The following is an 18839-nucleotide window of genomic DNA, read 5'->3' as shown; positions in this document are numbered from 1 at the left end:
GGATGGCACGTACGCACGGCAGTTGGACGGGCGGCAGACTGACGGCCCGGTCCCTGCTGAATCCCAAGCAGGCGGCGACCGCCGTGTTCCACCCCGCGTGGATCCCGCCCTCGGTCGATCCCTCGATCGAGCAGCTCAAACGGTTCCGGGTCATCGCGGGCGCGGTCGCCTCGCTCGGCGTCTACACCATCTTCGAGGGCGGCTTCGACGTCACCCAGCTGCTGGAGAACGCGCTGACGGCCTCCGTCGTCCTGCTGTTCATCACCCCGCTGGCGGTCGGCGCGATGCTCTTCGTCTGGCGGCGCACCGGCACTGTCGGGCAGTTGCGCGGGCCGCTGTTCAACGCGCTCAAGCTGCTGCTGCTGTTCGTCGGCTGCGTCGCCGCCCTGGTGGTGCTCGTCACCACGATCAACGCCTCGGGCAACCCCCTGCTGATCATCTTCGGCGGCCTGACGATGCTGTGGATGCTCGGATTCGTGGTCTGGGGGGCCATCAGGGTCTCGGGCAACTTCTTCGGCACCGCCGCCGTCCACCGCTGCCTGCCCGCGCTGCTGGCCACCGTGACGAGCTGGCTGATGGCCATCCCCGACCTGGTCACCGGCGACCTGCATGGGCTCAGCCTCACCCTGGGCGTCGTCTTCATCCTGGGCGCGCCCGTGACGGTCACCGCGATCGCGTTGCTGGAGACGGGGCGGCTCAGGCGCCGCTACGGCATCCGGCTGAAGGCCCACCCGGCGACCCTCCCGCCGCTCCCCGGACACGTCCCGCCGGCCCCCGGGCACCTCCCGCCGGTCCCCGGGCACCTCCCGCCGACCGGGCTGCCGCACGTGCCGCCGCAGGGCAACCCCTACGGCCACCCGTACCCGCCCGCCGGAGCCGGCCACCCGTACGCCCCCGGACCGCGCAACCCCTACGCGCCGCCGCCGCAGCCGCCGTACGGGCCCCACCCGAACGGGCACGGCAACCCCTACTCCCCGGGCCCGAACGGGACCTGACGCCGCGTCCGGAGCCGCACGACGAAACGCCGGGCCCCGTCGCGGGACCCGGCGTTCTCGGTGTGCGGCGGTGGCTACGCCGAGGCCGGCGGATACATCGTGCGCGGCAGCCGGGAGGCCGCCGCCGCGTCCAGCAGCCACAGGGTGCGGGCACGGCCCCGCGCCCCGGCCGCCGGCGCCTGGATCTCGCCGGCGCCCGACAGCGCCATCGCCACGGCGTTCGCCTTGTCCTCGCCCGCCGCGAGCAGCCACACCTCACGGGCCGTGCGGATCGCGGGCAGGGTCAGGGAGACCCTGGTGGGCGGCGGCTTCGGGGAACCGTGGACGCCGATCACCGTGCGCTCCGTCTCCCGCACTCCCGGGTGCTCCGGGAACAGCGAGGCCACGTGCGTGTCCGGGCCGACGCCGAGCAGCAGGACGTCGAAGGACGGGACCGCCGCGTGGTTCTCCGGCGCGGCCGCCTTCGCCAGCTCCCGCGCGTACGCCGCCGCCGCGGCCTCCACGTCGGAGCCGTGCGGACCGTCCGAGGCGGGCATCGCGTGCACCCGCTCCGGGTCCAGCGGCACCGCGTCCAGCAGGGCCTCGCGGGCCTGCGTGACGTTGCGCTCCGGGTCGCCCTCCGGCAGGAAGCGCTCGTCGCCCCACCACAGGTCGAGGCGGGCCCAGTCGATCGCGTCCCGGGCCGGGGACGCCGCCAGCGCGGCCAGCAGGCCGTTGCCGTTGCGGCCGCCGGTCAGGACCACGGATGCCGAGCCCCGGGAGGACTGGGCGTCCACGACCTTCGTGATCAGCCGGGCCGCCGCGGCCTCGGCCATCAGCTCCTTGTCCCGGTGCACGACCAGCTGGGGAGTGTCGCTCACTTCGCCGCCGCCTTCTTCACCGGTGCCTTCGCCCGCGCCGCGTCCTTCGCGGGCGCCTTCGCGGCCGTCCCGACGGGAGCGGGCACCGCGACGGGCCCCTCGTCCGCCTTCGCCTCGGACGAGGCCGGCGCGTTCAGCCGGTCCACCCCGAAGCGCAGCGCCGAGGCGTACGTGTCGTCCGGGTCGAGGCGCCGCAGCTCCTCCGCGATCAGTTCGGCCGTCTCGCGGCGCTTGAGCGCCACCGCACGGGCCGGCTGCCCCTGGATGGACAACGTCGCGAGCGAGCCGTCGGCCCGGTCCAGGACGACCGGACCGCAGTCGGTGTCCATACGGACCGCGGTCAGGCCCGGGCCGCTCGACGCGGTGCGCTGCACCGGGACGTCCAGCCGGTCCGCGAGCCACATCGCCAGCAGCTCGCAGCTCGGGTTGAACTCCTCGCCCTCCACCACGACGCTCTGCACCCGGCAGTCGACCTGGTCCAGGGCCGCCGCGAGCATCGACCGCCACGGGGTGATGCGGGTCCAGGACAGGTCCGTGTCACCCGGCGTGTAGGCGTCGGCGCGGGCCGCCAGCTCCCGTACCGGCTCCTCGCAGGCGTAGGTGTCGGTCACCCGGCGCTGGGCCAGCGCGCCCAGCGGGTCGCCCGCCGGGTCCAGCGGCGCGTTCACCGGCCACCACACGACGACCGGGGCGTCCGGCAGCAGCAGCGGCAGGACGACCGACTGGGCGTGGTCGACCACCTCGCCGTACAGGCGCAGCACCACCGTCTCGCCGGTGCCCGCGTCGGCGCCGAGGCGGACCTCGGCGTCCAGGCGGGACTGGGTGCGGTCCCGCGGCGACCGCGAGACGCGCTTGATGACGACGAGCGTGCGCGAGGGGTGCTCGTGCGCGGCGTCGCTCGCGGCCTTCAGCGCGTCGTAGGCGTTCTCCTCGTCGGTGACGATGACCAGGGTGAGCACCATGCCGACGGCCGGCGTGCCGATCGCCCGGCGGCCCAGCACCAGCGCCTTGTTGATCTTGCTGGATGTGGTGTCCGTGAGGTCTGTCTTCATGGCCGGCGCCAGCTCCGTCCGTCTCGCTCGAGCATCTCGTCCGCCTCGACGGGTCCCCACGTACCGGACGGGTACTGCGCGGGCGTGCCGTGCTCGTCCCAGTACTGCTCGATCGGGTCGAGGATCTTCCAGGACAGCTCGACCTCCTCCGTGCGCGGGAAGAGGTTGGCGTCGCCGAGCAGCACGTCCAGGATCAGCCGTTCGTACGCCTCCGGGCTGGACTCGGTGAAGGACTCGCCGTACGCGAAGTCCATGGAGACGTCCCGGATCTCCATCGACGTGCCCGGCACCTTGGAACCGAAGCGGACGGTGACGCCCTCGTCGGGCTGGACGCGGATGACGATCGCGTTCTGGCCCAGCTCCTCGGTGGCCGTCGTGTCGAAGGGGGAGTGCGGGGCCCGCTGGAAGACCACCGCGATCTCGGTGACCCGGCGGCCCAGGCGCTTGCCGGTGCGCAGGTAGAAGGGGATGCCCGCCCAGCGGCGGTTGTCGATCCCGACCTTGATCGCGGCGTAGGTGTCGGTCTTCGACCTGGGGTCGATGCCCTCTTCCTCCAGGTAGCCGACGGCCTTCGCGCCGCCCTGCCACCCTGCCGCGTACTGGCCGCGCACGGTGTCCCGGCCGAGGTCCTTCGGCAGGCGCACCGCGCCGAGCACCTTGGTCTTCTCCGCCGCCAGCGCGTCCGCGTCGAAGGAGGCGGGCTCCTCCATCGCGGTCAGCGCGAGGAGCTGGAGCAGGTGGTTCTGGATGACGTCACGGGCGGCGCCGATGCCGTCGTAGTAGCCGGCCCGGCCGCCGATGCCGATGTCCTCGGCCATGGTGATCTGCACGTGGTCCACGTAGGACCGGTTCCAGATCGGCTCGAACATCGTGTTGGCGAAGCGCAGCGCCAGGATGTTCTGGACGGTCTCCTTGCCCAGGTAGTGGTCGATGCGGAAGACCTGGTCCGGGGCGAAGACCTCGTGGACGATCGCGTTGAGCTCCTCGGCCGACCTCAGGTCGTGGCCGAACGGCTTCTCGATCACCGCGCGGCGCCAGGAGCCGTCCGTCTGGTCGGCGAGGCCGTGCTTCTTCAGCTGCTGGATGACCACCGGGAAGGACTTCGGGGGCACCGAGAGGTAGAAGGCGAAGTTGCCGCCCGTGCCCTGTGCCTTGTCCAGCTCCTCGATGGTGCCGCGCAGCCGCTCGAACGCCTCGTCGTCGTCGAAGGTGCCCTGGACGAAGCGCATCCCCTGGATGAGCTGCTGCCAGACCTCCTCGCGGAACGGCGTACGGGAGTGTTCCTTGACGGCGTCGTGCACGACCTGGGCGAAGTCCTCGTGCTCCCAGTCGCGCCGGGCGAACCCGACGAGCGAGAAGCCCGGCGGCAGCAGACCCCGGTTGGCGAGGTCGTACACGGCGGGCATGAGCTTCTTGCGGGACAGATCGCCGGTGACGCCGAAAATGACCAGACCCGACGGCCCCGCGATACGCGGGAGCCGTCGGTCTCCGGGGTCACGCAGCGGGTTGCTGCTTGACAAATTGTCAGCCCTCCGAGGGAGCGAGGCGCTTGAGCTCCGCCTCCGTCGACTTCAGCAGGTCGTTCCAGGCGTCCTCGAACTTGTCGACGCCCTCCTTCTCCAGGAGCTTGACCACCTCGTCGTAGGAGATGCCGAGCTTCTCGACGGCGTCGAGGTCGGCACGGGCCTGCTCGTAGGTGCCGGCGACGGTGTCGCCGGTGATCTCGCCGTGGTCCTCGGTGGCGAACAGCGTCGCCTCCGGCATGGTGTTCACCGTGTTGGGTGCGACCAGGTCGGTGACGTACATGGTGTCGCTGTACGCCTTGTCCTTCACGCCGGTCGACGCCCACAGCGGACGCTGCTTGTTGGCGCCGGCCTTCTCCAGGGCGTTCCAGCGGTCGGACGAGAAGATCTCCTCGTACGCCTGGTACGCGAGGCGGGCGTTGGCGACGGCGGCCTTGCCGCGCAGCGCCTTGGCCTCGTCGGTGCCGAGCGCGTCGATCCGCTTGTCGATCTCGGTGTCCACGCGGGACACGAAGAAGGACGCCACGGAGTGGATCTGCGACAGGTCCAGGCCGCGCTCCTTGGCCTTCTCCAGGCCGGTCAGGAAGGCGTCCATGACCTTGCGGTAGCGCTCCAGCGAGAAGATCAGCGTGACGTTGACGCTGATGCCCAGGCCGATGGTCTCGGCGATCGCCGGGATGCCGGCCTCGGTCGCCGGGATCTTGATCAGCGTGTTGGGGCGGTCCACCAGCCAGGCGAGCTGCTTGGCCTCGGCGACCGTCGCCCGGGTGTTGTGCGCGAGGCGCGGGTCGACCTCGATGGAGACCCGGCCGTCCTTGCCGCCGGTGTTGTCGAAGACCGGACGCAGGATGTCGGCGGCGTCGCGGACGTCCGCCGTGGTGATCATCCGGATGGCCTCTTCGACCGTGACCTCGCGGGCGGCGAGGTCGGTGAGCTGCGTGTCGTAGCCGTCGCCCTGCGAGATCGCCTTCTGGAAGATCGACGGGTTGGTGGTGACGCCCACGACGTGCTGCTGGTCGATCAGCTCGGCGAGGTTGCCGGACGTGATCCGCTTGCGCGACAGGTCGTCCAGCCAGATCGCGACGCCTTCATCGGAGAGGCGCTTGAGTGCGTCTGTCATGGGAAATGCATCTCCTACGTGTCGTATACGAGCGTCAGCGCTGGGCTGCGGCGATCGATTCCCGGGCGGCCGCGGCCACGTTCTCGGCAGTGAAGCCGAACTCCTGGAAGAGCAGCTTTCCGTCGGCCGAAGCACCGAAGTGCTCCAGGGAAACGATGCGGCCGGCGTCCCCGACGTACTTGTGCCAGGTGAGACCGATACCGGCCTCCACCGCGACACGGGCCCTCACGGACGGAGGCAGGACGCTGTCCCGGTACCCCTGGTCCTGCTGCTCGAACCACTCCACGGACGGCATGGACACCACACGGGTCGGCACGCCCTCGGCCTGGAGCCGCTCGCGCGCCTCCACGGCGACGTGCACCTCGGAGCCGGTGGCGATCAGCACGACCTGGGCGTCACCGCCGTCGGCCTCGAACAGCACGTAGCCGCCCCTGGCCGCGTTCTCGTCGGGCTCGTACGTCGGCACGCCCTGACGGGTCAGCGCCAGACCGTGCGGCTGGCCCTTGCCGAACTCCTTCGTCCAGCGGCGCAGGATCTCGCGCCAGGCGATGGCGGTCTCGTTGGCGTCGGCCGGGCGGACCACGTTCAGGCCCGGGATGGCGCGCAGCGAGGCCAGGTGCTCGACCGGCTGGTGGGTCGGGCCGTCCTCGCCGAGGCCGATGGAGTCGTGCGTCCACACGTAGGTCACCGGCAGGTGCATCAGCGCGGACAGGCGCACGGCGTTGCGCATGTAGTCGGAGAACACCAGGAAGGTGCCGCCGTAGATGCGGGTGTTGCCGTGCAGGGCGATGCCGTTCATCTCCGCGGCCATCGCGTGCTCGCGGATGCCGAAGTGGATGGTGCGGCCGTACGGGTCGGCCTCGGGCAGCGGGTTGCCCGCCGGGAGGAACGACGAGGTCTTGTCGATCGTGGTGTTGTTCGAGCCGGCCAGGTCGGCGGAGCCGCCCCACAGCTCGGGGATCACCGCGCCGAGCGCCTGGAGGACCTTGCCCGAGGCGGCACGCGTGGCCACGCCCTTGCCGGTCTCGAAGACCGGAATCTTCTCCTCCCAGCCCTTGGGGAGCTCGCCCCTGGCGATCCGGTCGTACTCGGCGGCGCGCTCGGGGTTGTTGTCCCGCCACTGCTGGTAGGCCTTGTCCCACACGGCGCGGGCCGCCCGGCCCTTCTCCAGGGCCTTGCGGGTGTGGCCGATGACCTCGTCGGAGACCTCGAAGGTCTTCTCCGGGTCGAAGCCCAGGACGCGCTTGGTGGCCGCCACCTCGTCGTCGCCGAGCGCCGAGCCGTGGGCGGCCTCGGTGTTCTGCGCGTTGGGGGCGGGCCAGGCGATGATCGAGCGCATCGCGATGAAGGACGGCCGGTCGGTGACCTGCTTGGCCGCCTCGATCGCCTCGTACAGGGCGTTCGGGTCCAGGTCGCCGTCCGCCTTCGGCTGGACGCGCTGCACGTGCCAGCCGTAGGCCTCGTAGCGCAGAGCGGTGTCCTCGGAGACGGCGGTCTCGGTGTCGCCCTCGATCGAGATGTGGTTGTCGTCCCACAGCAGGATCAGGTTGCCGAGCTTCTGGTGGCCCGCGAGGGAGGAGGCCTCGGCGGAGATGCCCTCCTGGAGGCAGCCGTCACCGGCGATGCAGTAGACGAAGTGGTCGAACGGGGAGGTGCCCTCGGCGGCCTCCGGGTCGAACAGACCGCGCTCGTAGCGGGCGGCCATCGCCATGCCCACCGCGTTGGCCACGCCCTGGCCCAGCGGTCCGGTCGTCGTCTCCACGCCCGTGGTGTGACCGTACTCGGGGTGACCCGGGGTCTTGGAGCCCCACGTCCGGAAGGACTTCAGGTCGTCCAGCTCCAGGCCGAAGCCGGCCAGGTACAGCTGGGTGTAGAGGGTCAGGGACGAGTGGCCCGCGGACAGCACGAAACGGTCGCGTCCGACCCAGTTCGCGTCGGCCGGGTCGTGCCTCATCACCTTCTGGAAGAGGGTGTAGGCGGCGGGCGCCAGGCTCATCGCCGTACCCGGATGGCCGTTGCCAACCTTCTGTACGGCGTCGGCGGCCAGGACGCGGGCGGTGTCCACGGCCCGCTGGTCCAGTTCGGTCCACTCGAGGTCTGTGGTGGTCGGCTTGGTGCTCACCCTGAGTCAGGGCTCCTCTCCACATGTCGGATGCCGGTGCACGTGGCGCCCACCGGCTGCCGGCGCGGTCGTGCGTCGGCCGGCCGCTGTCGAGCCTACCCCCGCAAGTACGTGCGTTTTTCCGCTGGAAACCAGACTGCAGGGACTCCGGTGGATCCGCCCGCCGACCGGGCGAAACCGCATTCGGCAAGTGAATACGCAGCCGCTCATCTGACTGCTCAATCGACTCTCCGTATGCACGTCGGAGCGTCCCCCTCAACACGAACGCACCCCCGCGAATGCCGGGGTCTGGGCAACGTCTAAAGTGGCGTGGTACGCGCGAGCCCTCACCGCCACTTCACCGGGCAGGCTCGCTGGGAGTCTCTGTCAGGGGTGTGCGTGACGGCCGTTGAATCCCGTCCTGCGGGGGTAATCGGGACGAGCCAGAGCCCGAGTCACCGGCCGTTCGGGGCCCGTGTCAAGGCGTTCGTGGCGCTGACCAAGCCGCGGATCATCGAGCTTCTGCTGATCACCACCGTTCCGGTGATGTTCCTGGCCGAGCAGGGCGTACCGGATCTGTGGCTGGTGCTGCTCACCTGTGTCGGCGGGTACCTGTCCGCGGGCGGCGCAAACGCGCTGAACATGTACATCGACCGCGACATCGACGCGCTGATGGACCGCACCTCGCAGCGTCCGCTGGTCACGGGCATGGTCAGCCCGCGGGAGTGCCTCGCCTTCGGCATCACCCTGGCGGTCGTCTCGACCCTGCTCTTCGGACTCACCGTCAACTGGCTCTCGGCGTGGCTGTCGCTCGGCGCACTCCTGTTCTACGTCGTCGTCTACACGATGATCCTCAAGCGCCGCACCTCGCAGAACATCGTCTGGGGCGGCATCGCCGGCTGTCTGCCGGTGCTGATCGGCTGGTCCGCCGTCACCGACTCGATGTCCTGGGCGCCCATCATCCTCTTCGCGGTGATGTTCTTCTGGACGCCGCCGCACTACTGGCCGCTGTCCATGAAGGTCAAGGAGGACTACGCGCGCGTCGGCGTGCCGATGCTCCCGGTCGTCGCCTCCAACAAGGTCGTCGCCCGGCAGATCGTGATCTACAGCTGGGTGATGGTCGCGGTGTCGCTGCTGCTGACGCCGCTGGGCTACACCGGCTGGTTCTACACGGCGGTCGCCGTCGCGGCCGGCGGCATGTGGCTGTGGGAGGCGCACGGGCTGCAGAACCGCGCCAAGGCCGAGGTCACGGGCGCCAAGCTCAAGGAGATGCGGCTGTTCCACTGGTCCATCACCTATGTGTCGGTGCTGTTCCTGGCGATCGCGGTGGACCCCTTCCTGCGCTGAGCCGACGGCCGCCCGACGGGCGGGGCGCGTGGTCAAGGCCACGCACCCCGCCCGTCGCCGTTTGATCTACCCGTCGGTAGCATCCTGGGCATGGCAGACACGCAGCAGGTTGACGCGAAGGCCGAGCGCCAGGTGACCCGGCTGGCCCGGCGGATCGACTCCTTCTCCAAGGCGCACGGCGGCGCCGAGGGCCAGGTGGCCCACATCGGCGAGCGCGGCGCCCGGATCGTCCTCGTCGGCGAGGACGGCGGCTGGGGCGACCTGGTCGCGACCACCCCCGAGATCGCGCGCAAGGCGGTGGAGAAGTCCGGCATCACCGTCCACGAGGACTTCGACGGCGAGTTCGCGGCCAAGGTCGCGACCGGCCCGTACGAGTGGTCGCGCATGGCGGGCATCCAGGTCGGCGGGCCGAGCAACACCTGACGCCGGTTCACCCGTTAGGACCGTAGGAAGCCGTGAGGCGCACGGTCCCGACGCGGGGAGTCCGGATGATCGAAACGCCGTCCCTCGTGGACCAGTACTGCCACGGCGTGCTGAGAACGGAGCTGGGCCTCGGCACCTTCGAGGCCCAGCTGGCCCGCACCGAGGGACCGCCCGCGCCGGGCACCACCCTCTTCGACACCCAGACCGGCTTCGCGGTGCGCCGCTGGTGCCCGCCCCTGCTCGGCCTGGAACCGCACTGCGCGCCCGCCCGCTACCTCGCCCGGCGCCGCGAACTGGGAGTCCTGGAGGCGGACCGCAGGCTGCTGCGTGGCAGCGGCATCACGACCTACCTGGTCGACGCGGACCTGCCCGGCGACCTCACCGGCCCCGCCGAGCTGGCCAGCGCGGCGGACGCCGACGCCCACGAGATCGTGCGCCTGGAACCGCTGGCCGAACAGGTCGCCGACACCTCCGGCACCGTCCGGGCCTTCCTCGCCAACCTCGCCGAGGCCGTGCACGGCGCCGCCGCGTACGCCGTCGCCTTCACCTCCGTCGCCGGTGTCCGGCACGGGCTGTCGCTCGCCCCGGAGCCGCCGGGCCCCGTCGAGGTGCGCGGCGCCGCCGCCCGCTGGCTGGCCGGACGCGAGGTCGGCGGTGAGCTGAGCGACCCCGTGCTGCTGCGTCACCTGCTGTGGAGCGCTGTCGCCTCCGGACGGCCGCTCCAGCTGCACGCGGGGCTCGGCGAACCGGGCCTGCGCATCGACCGCACCGACCCCGTGCTGCTGACCGACTTCGTACGGGCCACCGCCGGCCTCGGCACCGACCTGGTCCTGCTGCACGGCTACCCCTACCACCGCCACGCCGCCCACCTCGCCGGCGTCTTCCCGCACGTCTACGCCGACTCCGGGGCCGCCCTGGTGCGCACCGGAGCCCGGGCCGCCACCGTGCTCGCGGAGATCCTGGAGCTGGCCCCGTTCGGCAAGATCCTGTTCTCCAGCGGTGCCCAGGGCCTGCCCGAGCTGCACGTCGTGGGCGCCCGCCTGTTCCGCGAGGGCCTCACCCGGGTGCTCGGCACCTGGGTGACCGAGGGGGCGTGGGCGCGGGCGGACGCCCAACGGGTGGCGACCATGATCGCCTCGGGCAACGCGCGCCGGGTTTACGGCCTGGACTGAACCGGAGAGACTGGGCCGATGCCCACCGACGCCCTGCTCGACCGCTTCGTCACCGGCCTGCTGCCCCTCGAGCCCGTGGCCGTCTGGGCCCACGGCTCACTGGGCGGCGGCGACTACCAGGAGGGCCGCAGCGACCTCGACCTGATCGCGGTCCTGCCCCGGCCGGCCACGACGCGCACGGCCTGGCGGCTGGGGCGGCTCCACGCCCGCCTGCGCGCCGACCCCCTGGCCGGGCAGCTGCACTGCACCTACCTCTCGCCCGGCACCGCCGCCGACCCCGAGCGACGGCACCTGACCTGGGCCCACCGCCAGTTGTTCAAGCGGACGGTCACCCCGGTCACCCGGCGGGAGCTGCACAGCTTCGGGCGTGTCCTGTACGGCGAGTCGCCGGACCTCCTGCTGCCGCCGGTGCCGGACGCGGAACTGGCCGAGTACGTCGTCCGCAACGAGCGGGACTACTGGCGGCCGGTCGTGCGCAAGGCGGAGCTGTGGCGGCAGGACGTGTGGGTCGACCTGGGCCTGCTGACCTTCGCCCGCGCCACGGTCACGCTGCGGGACGGCCGTCTGATCACCAAGCGCGAGGCGCTGGCGGAACTGCCCGGCCTCGGCGCGCCCGGCGAGGTGGTCGAGGACATCGCGCGGCGGCGCTACGGCACTCCCGTGCCGCCCACCGAGGAGTGGACCGCGCGCCGCGGCGAGCTGACCCGGGACTACCTGGGCCCGGCCATCGACACGCTGGTGGCGTCGTACTCCTGAACCGGCAGCCCGGCCGCCGTCTCCTCGGGACGCTCCCGCAGCGACAGCAGCACCCGCAGCACCCCGATCCACACCAGGCACGAGCCGAGCATGTGCAGGCCGACCAGGATCTCGGGGAGGTCGGTGAAGTACTGCACGTAGCCGATGACGCCCTGGGCGAGCAGGATCAGGAACAGGTCGCGGGTGCGGTCCAGCGGCCCCTTGGGCGCGTCGACCGCCTTCAGCACGAACCACAGCGCGAACGTCAGCGTCACCACGATCCACGCCAGCACGGCGTGCCCCTTGGTGACGGTCTCCCAGTCGACCGGCATCCGCGGGACGTCGCTGGAGTCGCCCGCGTGCGGGCCCGAACCGGTGACCACCGTGCCGACCGCGATCAGCAGGAACGAGACGGCGACCAGGACCCGGACGAGCTGCTCGACGGCCTTGCCGACCAGCGGGCGCGGCACCGCGTCACCCTCCCGGGTGCGCTGCCACATCACCGTCGCGACGGCGATCAGCGCGGTCGACAGCAGGAAGTGCGCGGCGACGGTGTACGGGTTCAGGCCGACCAGGACCACGATCCCGCCGAGGATCGCGTTGCCCATGACCAGCCAGAACTGGAGCCAGCCCAGCCGGGTCAGATCGCGCCGGTACGGCTTCTGCGACCGGGCGGCGATGATCGCCCAGCCGACCGCGGCGCACAGCACGTAGGCGAGCAGGCGGTTGCCGAACTCGATGACGCCGTGGAAGCCCATCGCGCTCGTGGTGGTCAGCGAGTCGTCGGTGCACTTCGGCCAGGTCGGGCAGCCGAGGCCGGACCCCGTCAGGCGTACGGCACCGCCGGTGACCACGATGAGCACGGCCATGACGAGGGCGGCGAGCGCCGCCCGCCGGACCGTCCGGGGCTCCGGGGTCCAGCGCGCGGCGATGAAGGCGAGCGGATTGCGCACGGCGGCTGCGGCGTCGGCGCGGGTCACGTTTGGCACGCCGTCCATCGTAGGCGGCCGCTTGTGCGCGCGTTCACGAGGGTCGCCCGTCCGGGGTCCCCGCCTACTCCCAGCGGAAGAACCTCCCGGCGGCCGCGAGCCCCACGACCGCCCACACGGCGAGGATCCCCAGGTCGCCCCACGGCATCCCGGCCCCGTGCTGGAGGACGTCCCGCAGTCCGTCGGACAGGGCGGAGACCGGCAGCAGGCCGAGCACGTCCCGGGCCGCGTCCGGGAACTTGTCCAGCGGCACGATCACGCCGCCGCCCACCAGCAGCAGCAGGAAGACCAGGTTGGCCGCGGCGAGCGTGGCCTCCGCCCTGAGCGTGCCGGCCATGAGCAGCCCGAGCCCGGAGAAGGCAGCCGTGCCGAGCACCATGAGCAGCAGCACGGGGAACGGGCCGCCGTGCGGAGACCAGCCCAGCGCGAAGGCGATCACGGTCAGCAGGACGACCTGGAGCACCTCGGTGACCAGCACGGACACCGTCTTGGCGGTCATCAGGCCCCAGCGCGGCAGCGGCGACGCGGCGAGTCGCTTCAGCACCCCGTAGCGGCGCTCGAAGCCGGTGGCGATGGCCTGCCCGGTGAACGCCGTCGACAGCACGGCCAGCGCCAGGACGCCGGGGGCGAGGAAGTCCACGGCCTCGCCCTCGCCGGTGTCGACGATGTCGACCGAGCTGAACAGCACCAGCAGCAGCGTCGGGATGATCACCGTCAGCAGCAGCTGCTCGCCGTTGCGCAGCAGCATCTTCGTCTCGAGCGCGGCCTGGGTCGCGATCATGCGGCCGAGCGGCGCGGCGCCGGGCCTCGGGGTGTACGTGCCGGTGGTGGTCGTCATGCGCGCAGTTCCTTGCCCGTGAGCTCCAAGAAGACGTCCTCCAGGGTGTGCCGTTCCACCGAGATGCGGTCCGGCATCACCCCGTGCTGAGCGCACCAGGACGTCACCGTGGCCAGCAGTTGCGGATCGATCCTGCCGACGACGCGGTACGAGCCCGGCGCCTGCTCGGCGGCCGCGGAGTCCGCGGGGAGCGCTTTGAGCAGCGAGGCCACGTCGAGCCCGGGCCGGCCGGTGAAGCGCAGCGTGTTCTCGGCGCCGCCGCGGCACAGCTCCTCGGGGGAGCCCTGGGCCACGACCCGGCCGGCGTCGATGATCGCCACGTCGTCGGCCAGCTGCTCGGCCTCGTCCATGTGGTGCGTGGTGAGGATCACCGAGACGCCGTCGCCGCGCAGGTCCCGCACGAGGTCCCAGGTGGCGCGCCGGGCCTGCGGGTCGAGACCCGCGGTCGGCTCGTCCAGGAACACCAGCTCCGGGCGGCCGACCACGGCCATCGCCAGGGCGAGCCGCTGCTGCTGGCCGCCGGAGAGCCTGCGGTACGTGGTGCGGCCGCAGGAGCCCAGTCCGAGCCGCTCGATCAGGACGTCGACGTCCAGGGGGTGGGCGTGCAGCTTCGCGACGTGGCGCAGCATCTCGTCCGCGCGGGCGCCGGAGTAGACGCCGCCGGACTGGAGCATCACGCCGATCCGGGGGCGCAGCTCGGGCCCCTGCCGTACCGGGTCCAGGCCCAGTACACGCACGGTGCCGGAGTCCGGCGTGCGGTACCCCTCGCAGGTCTCGACGGTGGTCGACTTGCCGGCCCCGTTGGGGCCGAGTACGGCGGTGACACCCGTTCGGGCCACCAGGTCGAGGCCGTCCACCGCGGTCTTGTCGCCGTACCGCTTCACCAGGGCCTGGACCTGGACCACGGGCTCGCTTCGCATGGGTCACGAGTCTAGGTACGCCCGCGAGGGCTCAGGCGCGGGGGTGCGCGATGTCCTCCGCACGGGGCCGGTGCAGCGGCAGCCACCGCTCGGCGTAGGCGACGGCGTCCGCCAGCGGGAACAGCCGCACGTCGGCCGCGCCGATCCGCCCGCGGACGACGTCCCGGTCCCGCTCGAAGTCGTGGCCCAGCTCGTCGAACCGCTCCGAGGTGATCGAGACCTCGGTCACACGCTCCCAGCCCATCAGCCCCGGCCGCCCCACCTCGACGAGCGGGGAGGGGATCCGGTACTCGGCGAGGTGGAAGCCGGTGCAGGCGTCGTAGCCGGCGCCCAGCAGGAGTATTCGCGCGCCCATCCGTTCCAGGGTCGCCAGCGGGCTGCGCTCGCCCAGCCGGCAGTCGGCCGCGTGCCCCGCGACCACCTCGGCGGCGCGCGGGCCGAGGGCGGCGAACGACGTCTGCGGGTGCGCGCTGCGCCGGGCGCCCGGCCAGGTGCGCACGGTCTCGGGGATCACGCCGACCCCGCGCGAGGGGGTGATCAGCGGGTCGTAGGCGGGCATCGCCGCGCGGACGGCGTCCCACCACCGCGCGGGTACCGGCGGATCGCTCCACAGGGCCGGGTCGGAGAGGTCCCCGGTCTGGGTGGGGACCACCAGGGTGCCGTCCGGGCCGAGTGCGTCGAGGAGCCCCTGGACGACCGCGACGGGGCCTCCGCAGACCCAGCCGAGGGAGCTGAGGGAGGAGTGCACGAGGAGGGTGTCGTCGGTCCGGACGCCCAGCTCGCGCAGTCCGGCGGCGATCGTGCCGCGGGTGACGAGTGGGCCGGTCGGAGCGGGTGCGGGCATGCGGGCGAGTCTCGCCGAAGCGCGCCCCGAATGCCACCTTCCTGATCGACCGGAGATCGTTTCCGCAGGTCACGTCAGGTATCACATTAGGTATACCTAAGTGACGCAGGGCACCGTCCGGCCGTCCGGGCGCGGGTTGCCCCCCTCTGAAGAATTACGCAACAATGGCGTTGTGAAAAACGTTGGCGAGGCTCCGCAGGAGGAACTCGCGACCGGTGAGCGGTCCACCCGCAACCGTGTCGCGCGCTCCATCCTGGACCACGGGCCGTCGACCGTCGCCGAGCTCGCCGGACGCCTGCGCCTGACCCAGGCCGCCGTCCGGCGCCACCTCGACGCCCTGGTCGCCGACGACGTGGTCGAAGCCCGTGAACAGCGGGTCTACGGCACGCGCACGCGCGGACGCCCGGCCAAGGTCTTCGCGCTCACCGACTGCGGCCGCGACGCCTTCGACCAGTCGTACGACAAGCTCGCCGCGGACGCCCTGCGCTGGATCGCCGAGCAGGAGGGCGGGGAGCAGGCGATCGCCGCCTTCGCCCGAGCCCGGATCGCCGCCCAGGCGGGCGCGTACCGCAAGGCCGTCGAGGGCGCCGCACCCGAACAGCGCACCCAGGCACTGGCCAAGGCCCTGAGCGCGGACGGGTACGCTGCTACCGCGCGCAGCGCGCCCCGGCCCCAGCAGGGCGAGCAGCTCTGCCAGCACCACTGCCCGGTCGCCCACGTCGCCGAACAGTTCCCGCAGCTGTGCGAGGCGGAGACGGAATTTTTCGCCGAGCTGCTCGGTACGCATGTACAGCGGCTCGCGACCATCGCGCACGGCGACGGCGTCTGCACCACGTACGTTCCGAAGACTTCCAAGACCATCGACAACGCATCTGCAAGCACGGCCGGGAGGAACCCCGCATGACTCTCCCCACGGAGACTGCTCACCCTGAGCTCGAGGGCCTGGGCAAGTACGAATACGGCTGGGCCGACTCCGACACGGCCGGCGCCTCTGCCAGGCGCGGCATCGACGAGGACGTCGTCCGGGACATCTCCGAGAAGAAGAACGAGCCGGAGTGGATGACCAAGCTCCGTCTCAAGGGCCTGCGCCTCTTCGAGAAGAAGCCCATGCCGAACTGGGGCTCGGACCTGTCGGGCATCGACTTCGACAACATCAAGTACTTCGTGCGCTCCACGGAGAAGCAGGCGGAGTCCTGGGAGGACCTGCCCGAGGACATCAAGAACACGTACGACAAGCTCGGCATCCCCGAGGCGGAGAAGCAGCGCCTCGTCGCCGGTGTCGCCGCGCAGTACGAGTCCGAGGTCGTCTACCACCAGATCCGCGAGGACCTGGAGGAGCAGGGCGTCATCTTCCTCGACACCGACACCGCACTGAAGGAGCACCCGGAAGCTCTTCAAGGAGTACTTCGGGACCGTCATCCCCGTCGGTGACAACAAGTTCGCGTCGCTGAACAGCGCGGTGTGGTCCGGCGGCTCCTTCATCTACGTGCCCCCGGGCGTGCACGTCGAGATCCCGCTCCAGGCCTACTTCCGCATCAACACGGAGAACATGGGCCAGTTCGAGCGGACCCTGATCATCGTCGACGAAGGTGCCTACGTGCACTACGTCGAGGGCTGCACGGCTCCGATCTACAAGTCGGACTCCCTGCACAGCGCCGTGGTCGAGATCATCGTCAAGAAGAACGCCCGCTGCCGCTACACGACCATCCAGAACTGGTCGAACAACGTCTACAACCTGGTCACCAAGCGCGCCGTGGCGTACGAGGGCGCGACCATGGAGTGGATCGACGGCAACATCGGCTCCAAGGTGACGATGAAGTACCCGGCCGTCTACCTGATGGGCGAGCACGCCAAGGGCGAGACCCTGTCCATCGCCTTCGCGGGCGAGGGCCAGCACCAGGACGCCGGCTCCAAGATGGTCCACATGGCGCCGAACACCTCCTCCAACATCGTGTCGAAGTCCGTGGCGCGCGGCGGCGGCCGCACGTCCTACCGCGGTCTCGTCGAGATCGGCGAGGGCGCCCACGGCTCCAAGTCGAACGTGCTGTGCGACGCGCTGCTCGTCGACACCATCTCCCGCTCCGACACGTACCCCTACGTGGACGTCCGCGAGGACGACGTGTCCATGGGCCACGAGGCGACCGTCTCCAAGGTCTCCGAGGACCAGCTCTTCTACCTGATGAGCCGGGGTCTGAGCGAGTTCGAGGCGATGGCGATGATCGTGCGCGGCTTCGTCGAGCCGATCGCCAAGGAGCTGCCCATGGAGTACGCCCTCGAGCTCAACCGGCTGATCGAGCTGCAGATGGAAGGCGCGGTCGGCTGAGGCCCGTCCTTCGCAGCATTCCCAGATTTTCTTGACGCAGGAAGAGAGCAGACCGACAGCCATGGCTGAGGCTCAGAACTCCCCCACCCTCAACTCCGTTCGGGCGGGGGGACCCCCACCCGTGGGGTCCACCACCGCGGGCCAGATCGCGGTGGCCGCCGAGTCGACCGTCGCCACGCGCATGAGCGCGCCCCCGTCCTTCGACGTGGCGGACTTCGCGGTCCCCCACGGCCGCGAGGAGGAGTGGCGGTTCACGCCGTTGGAGCGGCTGCGCGGGCTGCACGACGGCACCGCGGTCGCCGGCGACGGCGTGCGGGTCGAGATCGACGCGCCCGAGGGCGTCGTCGTCGAGACCGTCGGCCGTGACGACGCCCGCATCGGCAGGGCGGGCGCCCCGGTGGACCGGGTCGCCGCCCAGGCCTACTCGGCGTTCGAGAAGGCCGGTGTGATCACCGTCCCCAAGGAGACGGTCCTCACCGAGCCGATCCGCATCGCCGTCCGCGGCGAGGGCGGGACCGCCTACGCCCACCAGATCGTCGAGCTGGGTGCCTTCGCCGAGGCCGTGGTCGTGATCGACCACACCGGTGACGCGGTGCTCGCCGCCAACGTCGAATACGTCCTGGGCGACGGCGCCAAGCTGACCGTCGTCTCCGTCCAGGACTGGGACGACAAGGCCGTGCACGCCGGCCAGCACAACACGCTGATCGGCCGGGACGCCACCTTCAAGTCGTTCCTCGTCACCTTCGGCGGCGACCTGGTCCGGCTGCACCCGCGCGTGGCCTACGCCGGCCCCGGCGGCGAGGCCGAGCTGTTCGGTCTGTACTTCACCGACGCCGGCCAGCACCAGGAGCACCGCCTCCTGGTCGACCACAACGTCCCGCACTGCAAGTCGAACGTCGTCTACAAGGGCGCGCTCCAGGGCGAGGACGCGCACGCGGTGTGGATCGGCGACGTGCTCATCGAGGCCATGGCCGAGGGCACGGACACCTACGAGATGAACCGCAACCTCGTCCTCACGGACGGCGCGCGGGTCGACTCGGTGCCGAACCTGGAGATCGAGACCGGCGAGATCGTCGGTGCCGGCCACGCCTCCGCCACCGGCCGCTTCGACGACGAGCAGCTCTTCTACCTGATGGCGCGCGGCATCTCCGAGATCGACGCCCGCCGCCTCGTGGTCCGCGGCTTCTTCGCCGAGCTGGTCCAGCAGATCGGTGTCCCGGACATCGAGGAGCGCCTCCTCGCCAAGATCGAAGAGGAGCTGGAGGCGTCGGTCGCATGACCTTCGTACGCGTCTGTGGAGCAGGCGAGCTGGAGGAGGACACCCCCAAGAGGGTGGAACTCGACGGCACGCCGATCTCCGTCGTGCGGACCGAGGGCGAGGTCTTCGCGATCCACGACATCTGCTCGCACGCGAACGTCTCGCTGTCCGAGGGCGAGGTCGACGACTGCCACATCGAGTGCTGGCTGCACGGCTCGCGCTTCGACCTCCGCTCGGGCAAACCCGACAGTCTTCCGGCGACGCGCCCCGTCCCCGTATACCCCGTAAAGATCGAAGGGGACGACGTGCTCGTCTCCCTCACCCAGGAGTCCTGAGGCA

The 18839-nt window shown here is 71.2% G+C and carries 17 protein-coding genes and 1 pseudogene; 9 read left to right on the top strand and 9 right to left on the bottom strand.

Annotated features, from left to right (window positions below):
- The first annotated feature begins 2 nt into the window (after positions 1-2).
- Entirely contained in the window at positions 3-995 is a 993-nt protein-coding gene (locus AC0VYN_RS26395; RefSeq protein WP_475532973.1) for a DUF3824 domain-containing protein, read from the top strand.
- Positions 996-1069: 74 nt separating this feature from the next.
- On the opposite strand, the gene pgl is transcribed toward AC0VYN_RS26395, so the two are convergent.
- The 5 genes from pgl to tkt are packed head-to-tail and all read right to left on the bottom strand — an operon-like array spanning position 1070 to position 7672.
- Positions 1070-1855, bottom strand: a complete 786-nt coding sequence (gene pgl / locus AC0VYN_RS26390; RefSeq protein ID WP_475532972.1) for a 6-phosphogluconolactonase — start codon at positions 1853-1855, stop codon at positions 1070-1072.
- Complete coding sequence (opcA, locus tag AC0VYN_RS26385; protein WP_475532971.1) at positions 1852-2907, bottom strand: glucose-6-phosphate dehydrogenase assembly protein OpcA; 1056 nt, start codon at positions 2905-2907, stop codon at positions 1852-1854. Before opcA ends, pgl begins: the two co-directional genes overlap by 4 nt.
- Positions 2904-4427, bottom strand: coding sequence for a glucose-6-phosphate dehydrogenase (gene zwf / locus AC0VYN_RS26380; RefSeq protein WP_475532970.1), 1524 nt, complete (start codon positions 4425-4427; stop codon positions 2904-2906). The genes opcA and zwf overlap by 4 nt, the downstream gene beginning before the upstream one ends.
- A 4-nt stretch (positions 4428-4431) precedes the next feature.
- A complete protein-coding gene (gene tal, locus AC0VYN_RS26375; protein WP_475532969.1) occupies positions 4432-5550 on the bottom strand; it encodes a transaldolase in 1119 nt (372 codons plus the stop codon).
- Positions 5551-5584: 34 nt separating this feature from the next.
- Positions 5585-7672, bottom strand: a complete 2088-nt coding sequence (tkt, locus tag AC0VYN_RS26370) for a transketolase (protein WP_475532968.1) — start codon at positions 7670-7672, stop codon at positions 5585-5587.
- A gap of 372 nt (positions 7673-8044) precedes the next feature.
- Here tkt and AC0VYN_RS26365 point away from each other — a divergent pair, with 372 nt between their 5' ends.
- From AC0VYN_RS26365 to AC0VYN_RS26350, 4 genes are all read left to right on the top strand, one after another.
- Positions 8045-8998, top strand: coding sequence for a heme o synthase (locus tag AC0VYN_RS26365; protein WP_475532967.1), 954 nt, complete (start codon positions 8045-8047; stop codon positions 8996-8998).
- A 90-nt stretch (positions 8999-9088) separates the two neighbouring features.
- Positions 9089-9421: a hypothetical protein gene (locus AC0VYN_RS26360; protein ID WP_385465108.1), complete on the top strand. Its 333-nt coding sequence runs from the start codon at positions 9089-9091 to the stop codon at positions 9419-9421.
- Positions 9422-9486: 65 nt separating this feature from the next.
- Positions 9487-10593: an amidohydrolase family protein gene (locus AC0VYN_RS26355; protein ID WP_475532966.1), complete on the top strand. Its 1107-nt coding sequence runs from the start codon at positions 9487-9489 to the stop codon at positions 10591-10593.
- An 18-nt stretch (positions 10594-10611) separates the two neighbouring features.
- Positions 10612-11349 (top strand): nucleotidyltransferase, encoded by a 738-nt coding sequence (locus tag AC0VYN_RS26350; protein ID WP_475532965.1) that lies wholly within the window; start codon positions 10612-10614, stop codon positions 11347-11349.
- Here the strand turns inward: AC0VYN_RS26350 and AC0VYN_RS26345 are convergent.
- The 4 genes from AC0VYN_RS26345 to AC0VYN_RS26330 are packed head-to-tail and all read right to left on the bottom strand — an operon-like array spanning position 11304 to position 14919.
- Complete coding sequence (locus tag AC0VYN_RS26345) at positions 11304-12326, bottom strand: COX15/CtaA family protein (protein ID WP_475532964.1); 1023 nt, start codon at positions 12324-12326, stop codon at positions 11304-11306. The genes AC0VYN_RS26350 and AC0VYN_RS26345 overlap by 46 nt on opposite strands.
- A gap of 55 nt (positions 12327-12381) precedes the next feature.
- Positions 12382-13155: an ABC transporter permease gene (locus tag AC0VYN_RS26340; protein ID WP_475532963.1), complete on the bottom strand. Its 774-nt coding sequence runs from the start codon at positions 13153-13155 to the stop codon at positions 12382-12384.
- Positions 13152-14075, bottom strand: coding sequence for an ABC transporter ATP-binding protein (locus tag AC0VYN_RS26335; RefSeq protein ID WP_386926174.1), 924 nt, complete (start codon positions 14073-14075; stop codon positions 13152-13154). The genes AC0VYN_RS26340 and AC0VYN_RS26335 overlap by 4 nt, the downstream gene beginning before the upstream one ends.
- A 31-nt stretch (positions 14076-14106) precedes the next feature.
- Positions 14107-14919 carry an AAC(3) family N-acetyltransferase gene (locus AC0VYN_RS26330; protein ID WP_475532962.1) on the bottom strand — a complete coding sequence of 271 codons (813 nt, stop codon included), beginning with the start codon at positions 14917-14919 and terminating at the stop codon, positions 14107-14109.
- 172 nt (positions 14920-15091) lie between these two features.
- Here AC0VYN_RS26330 and AC0VYN_RS26325 point away from each other — a divergent pair, with 172 nt between their 5' ends.
- The 4 genes and pseudogenes from AC0VYN_RS26325 to AC0VYN_RS26310 all read left to right on the top strand — a co-directional run bounded on the left by AC0VYN_RS26325 (position 15092) and on the right by AC0VYN_RS26310 (position 18835).
- The gene (locus AC0VYN_RS26325) at positions 15092-15823 is read left to right on the top strand and encodes a helix-turn-helix transcriptional regulator (protein WP_475532961.1); all 732 of its coding nucleotides are present in this window, start codon (positions 15092-15094) and stop codon (positions 15821-15823) included.
- Positions 15820-17242: pseudogene (gene sufB, locus AC0VYN_RS26320) on the top strand (Fe-S cluster assembly protein SufB). The gene AC0VYN_RS26325 and the pseudogene sufB overlap by 4 nt, the downstream one beginning before the upstream one ends.
- A gap of 61 nt (positions 17243-17303) precedes the next feature.
- Positions 17304-18521 carry a Fe-S cluster assembly protein SufD gene (gene sufD / locus AC0VYN_RS26315; protein WP_475532960.1) on the top strand — a complete coding sequence of 406 codons (1218 nt, stop codon included), beginning with the start codon at positions 17304-17306 and terminating at the stop codon, positions 18519-18521.
- Entirely contained in the window at positions 18518-18835 is a 318-nt protein-coding gene (locus tag AC0VYN_RS26310) for a non-heme iron oxygenase ferredoxin subunit (RefSeq protein WP_385465135.1), read from the top strand. The genes sufD and AC0VYN_RS26310 overlap by 4 nt, the downstream gene beginning before the upstream one ends.
- The last annotated feature ends 4 nt before the right edge of the window (positions 18836-18839 follow it).

Source organism: Streptomyces sp. 63XJN7_1_ISO-PGPR-S23-121, from assembly GCF_056173025.1.
Note: the sequence above shows the minus strand (reverse complement) of the source record. Positions and strands in the feature narration are given on the sequence as shown.

Bases quoted from the DNA above. Each gene is read 5' to 3' on its own strand.
- sufD (WP_475532960.1), top strand. From the start codon at position 17,304: ATGGCTGAGGCTCAGAACTCCCCCACCCTCAACTCCGTTCGGGCGGGG.
- AC0VYN_RS26340 (WP_475532963.1), bottom strand. From the start codon at position 13,155: ATGACGACCACCACCGGCACGTACACCCCGAGGCCCGGCGCCGCGCCG.
- AC0VYN_RS26355 (WP_475532966.1), top strand. From the start codon at position 9,487: ATGATCGAAACGCCGTCCCTCGTGGACCAGTACTGCCACGGCGTGCTG.
- AC0VYN_RS26395 (WP_475532973.1), top strand. From the start codon at position 3: ATGGCACGTACGCACGGCAGTTGGACGGGCGGCAGACTGACGGCCCGG.
- AC0VYN_RS26335 (WP_386926174.1), bottom strand. From the start codon at position 14,075: ATGCGAAGCGAGCCCGTGGTCCAGGTCCAGGCCCTGGTGAAGCGGTAC.
- AC0VYN_RS26345 (WP_475532964.1), bottom strand. From the start codon at position 12,326: ATGGACGGCGTGCCAAACGTGACCCGCGCCGACGCCGCAGCCGCCGTG.
- AC0VYN_RS26310 (WP_385465135.1), top strand. From the start codon at position 18,518: ATGACCTTCGTACGCGTCTGTGGAGCAGGCGAGCTGGAGGAGGACACC.
- opcA (WP_475532971.1), bottom strand. From the start codon at position 2,907: ATGAAGACAGACCTCACGGACACCACATCCAGCAAGATCAACAAGGCG.
- tal (WP_475532969.1), bottom strand. From the start codon at position 5,550: ATGACAGACGCACTCAAGCGCCTCTCCGATGAAGGCGTCGCGATCTGG.
- AC0VYN_RS26350 (WP_475532965.1), top strand. From the start codon at position 10,612: ATGCCCACCGACGCCCTGCTCGACCGCTTCGTCACCGGCCTGCTGCCC.
- AC0VYN_RS26360 (WP_385465108.1), top strand. From the start codon at position 9,089: ATGGCAGACACGCAGCAGGTTGACGCGAAGGCCGAGCGCCAGGTGACC.
- AC0VYN_RS26330 (WP_475532962.1), bottom strand. From the start codon at position 14,919: ATGCCCGCACCCGCTCCGACCGGCCCACTCGTCACCCGCGGCACGATC.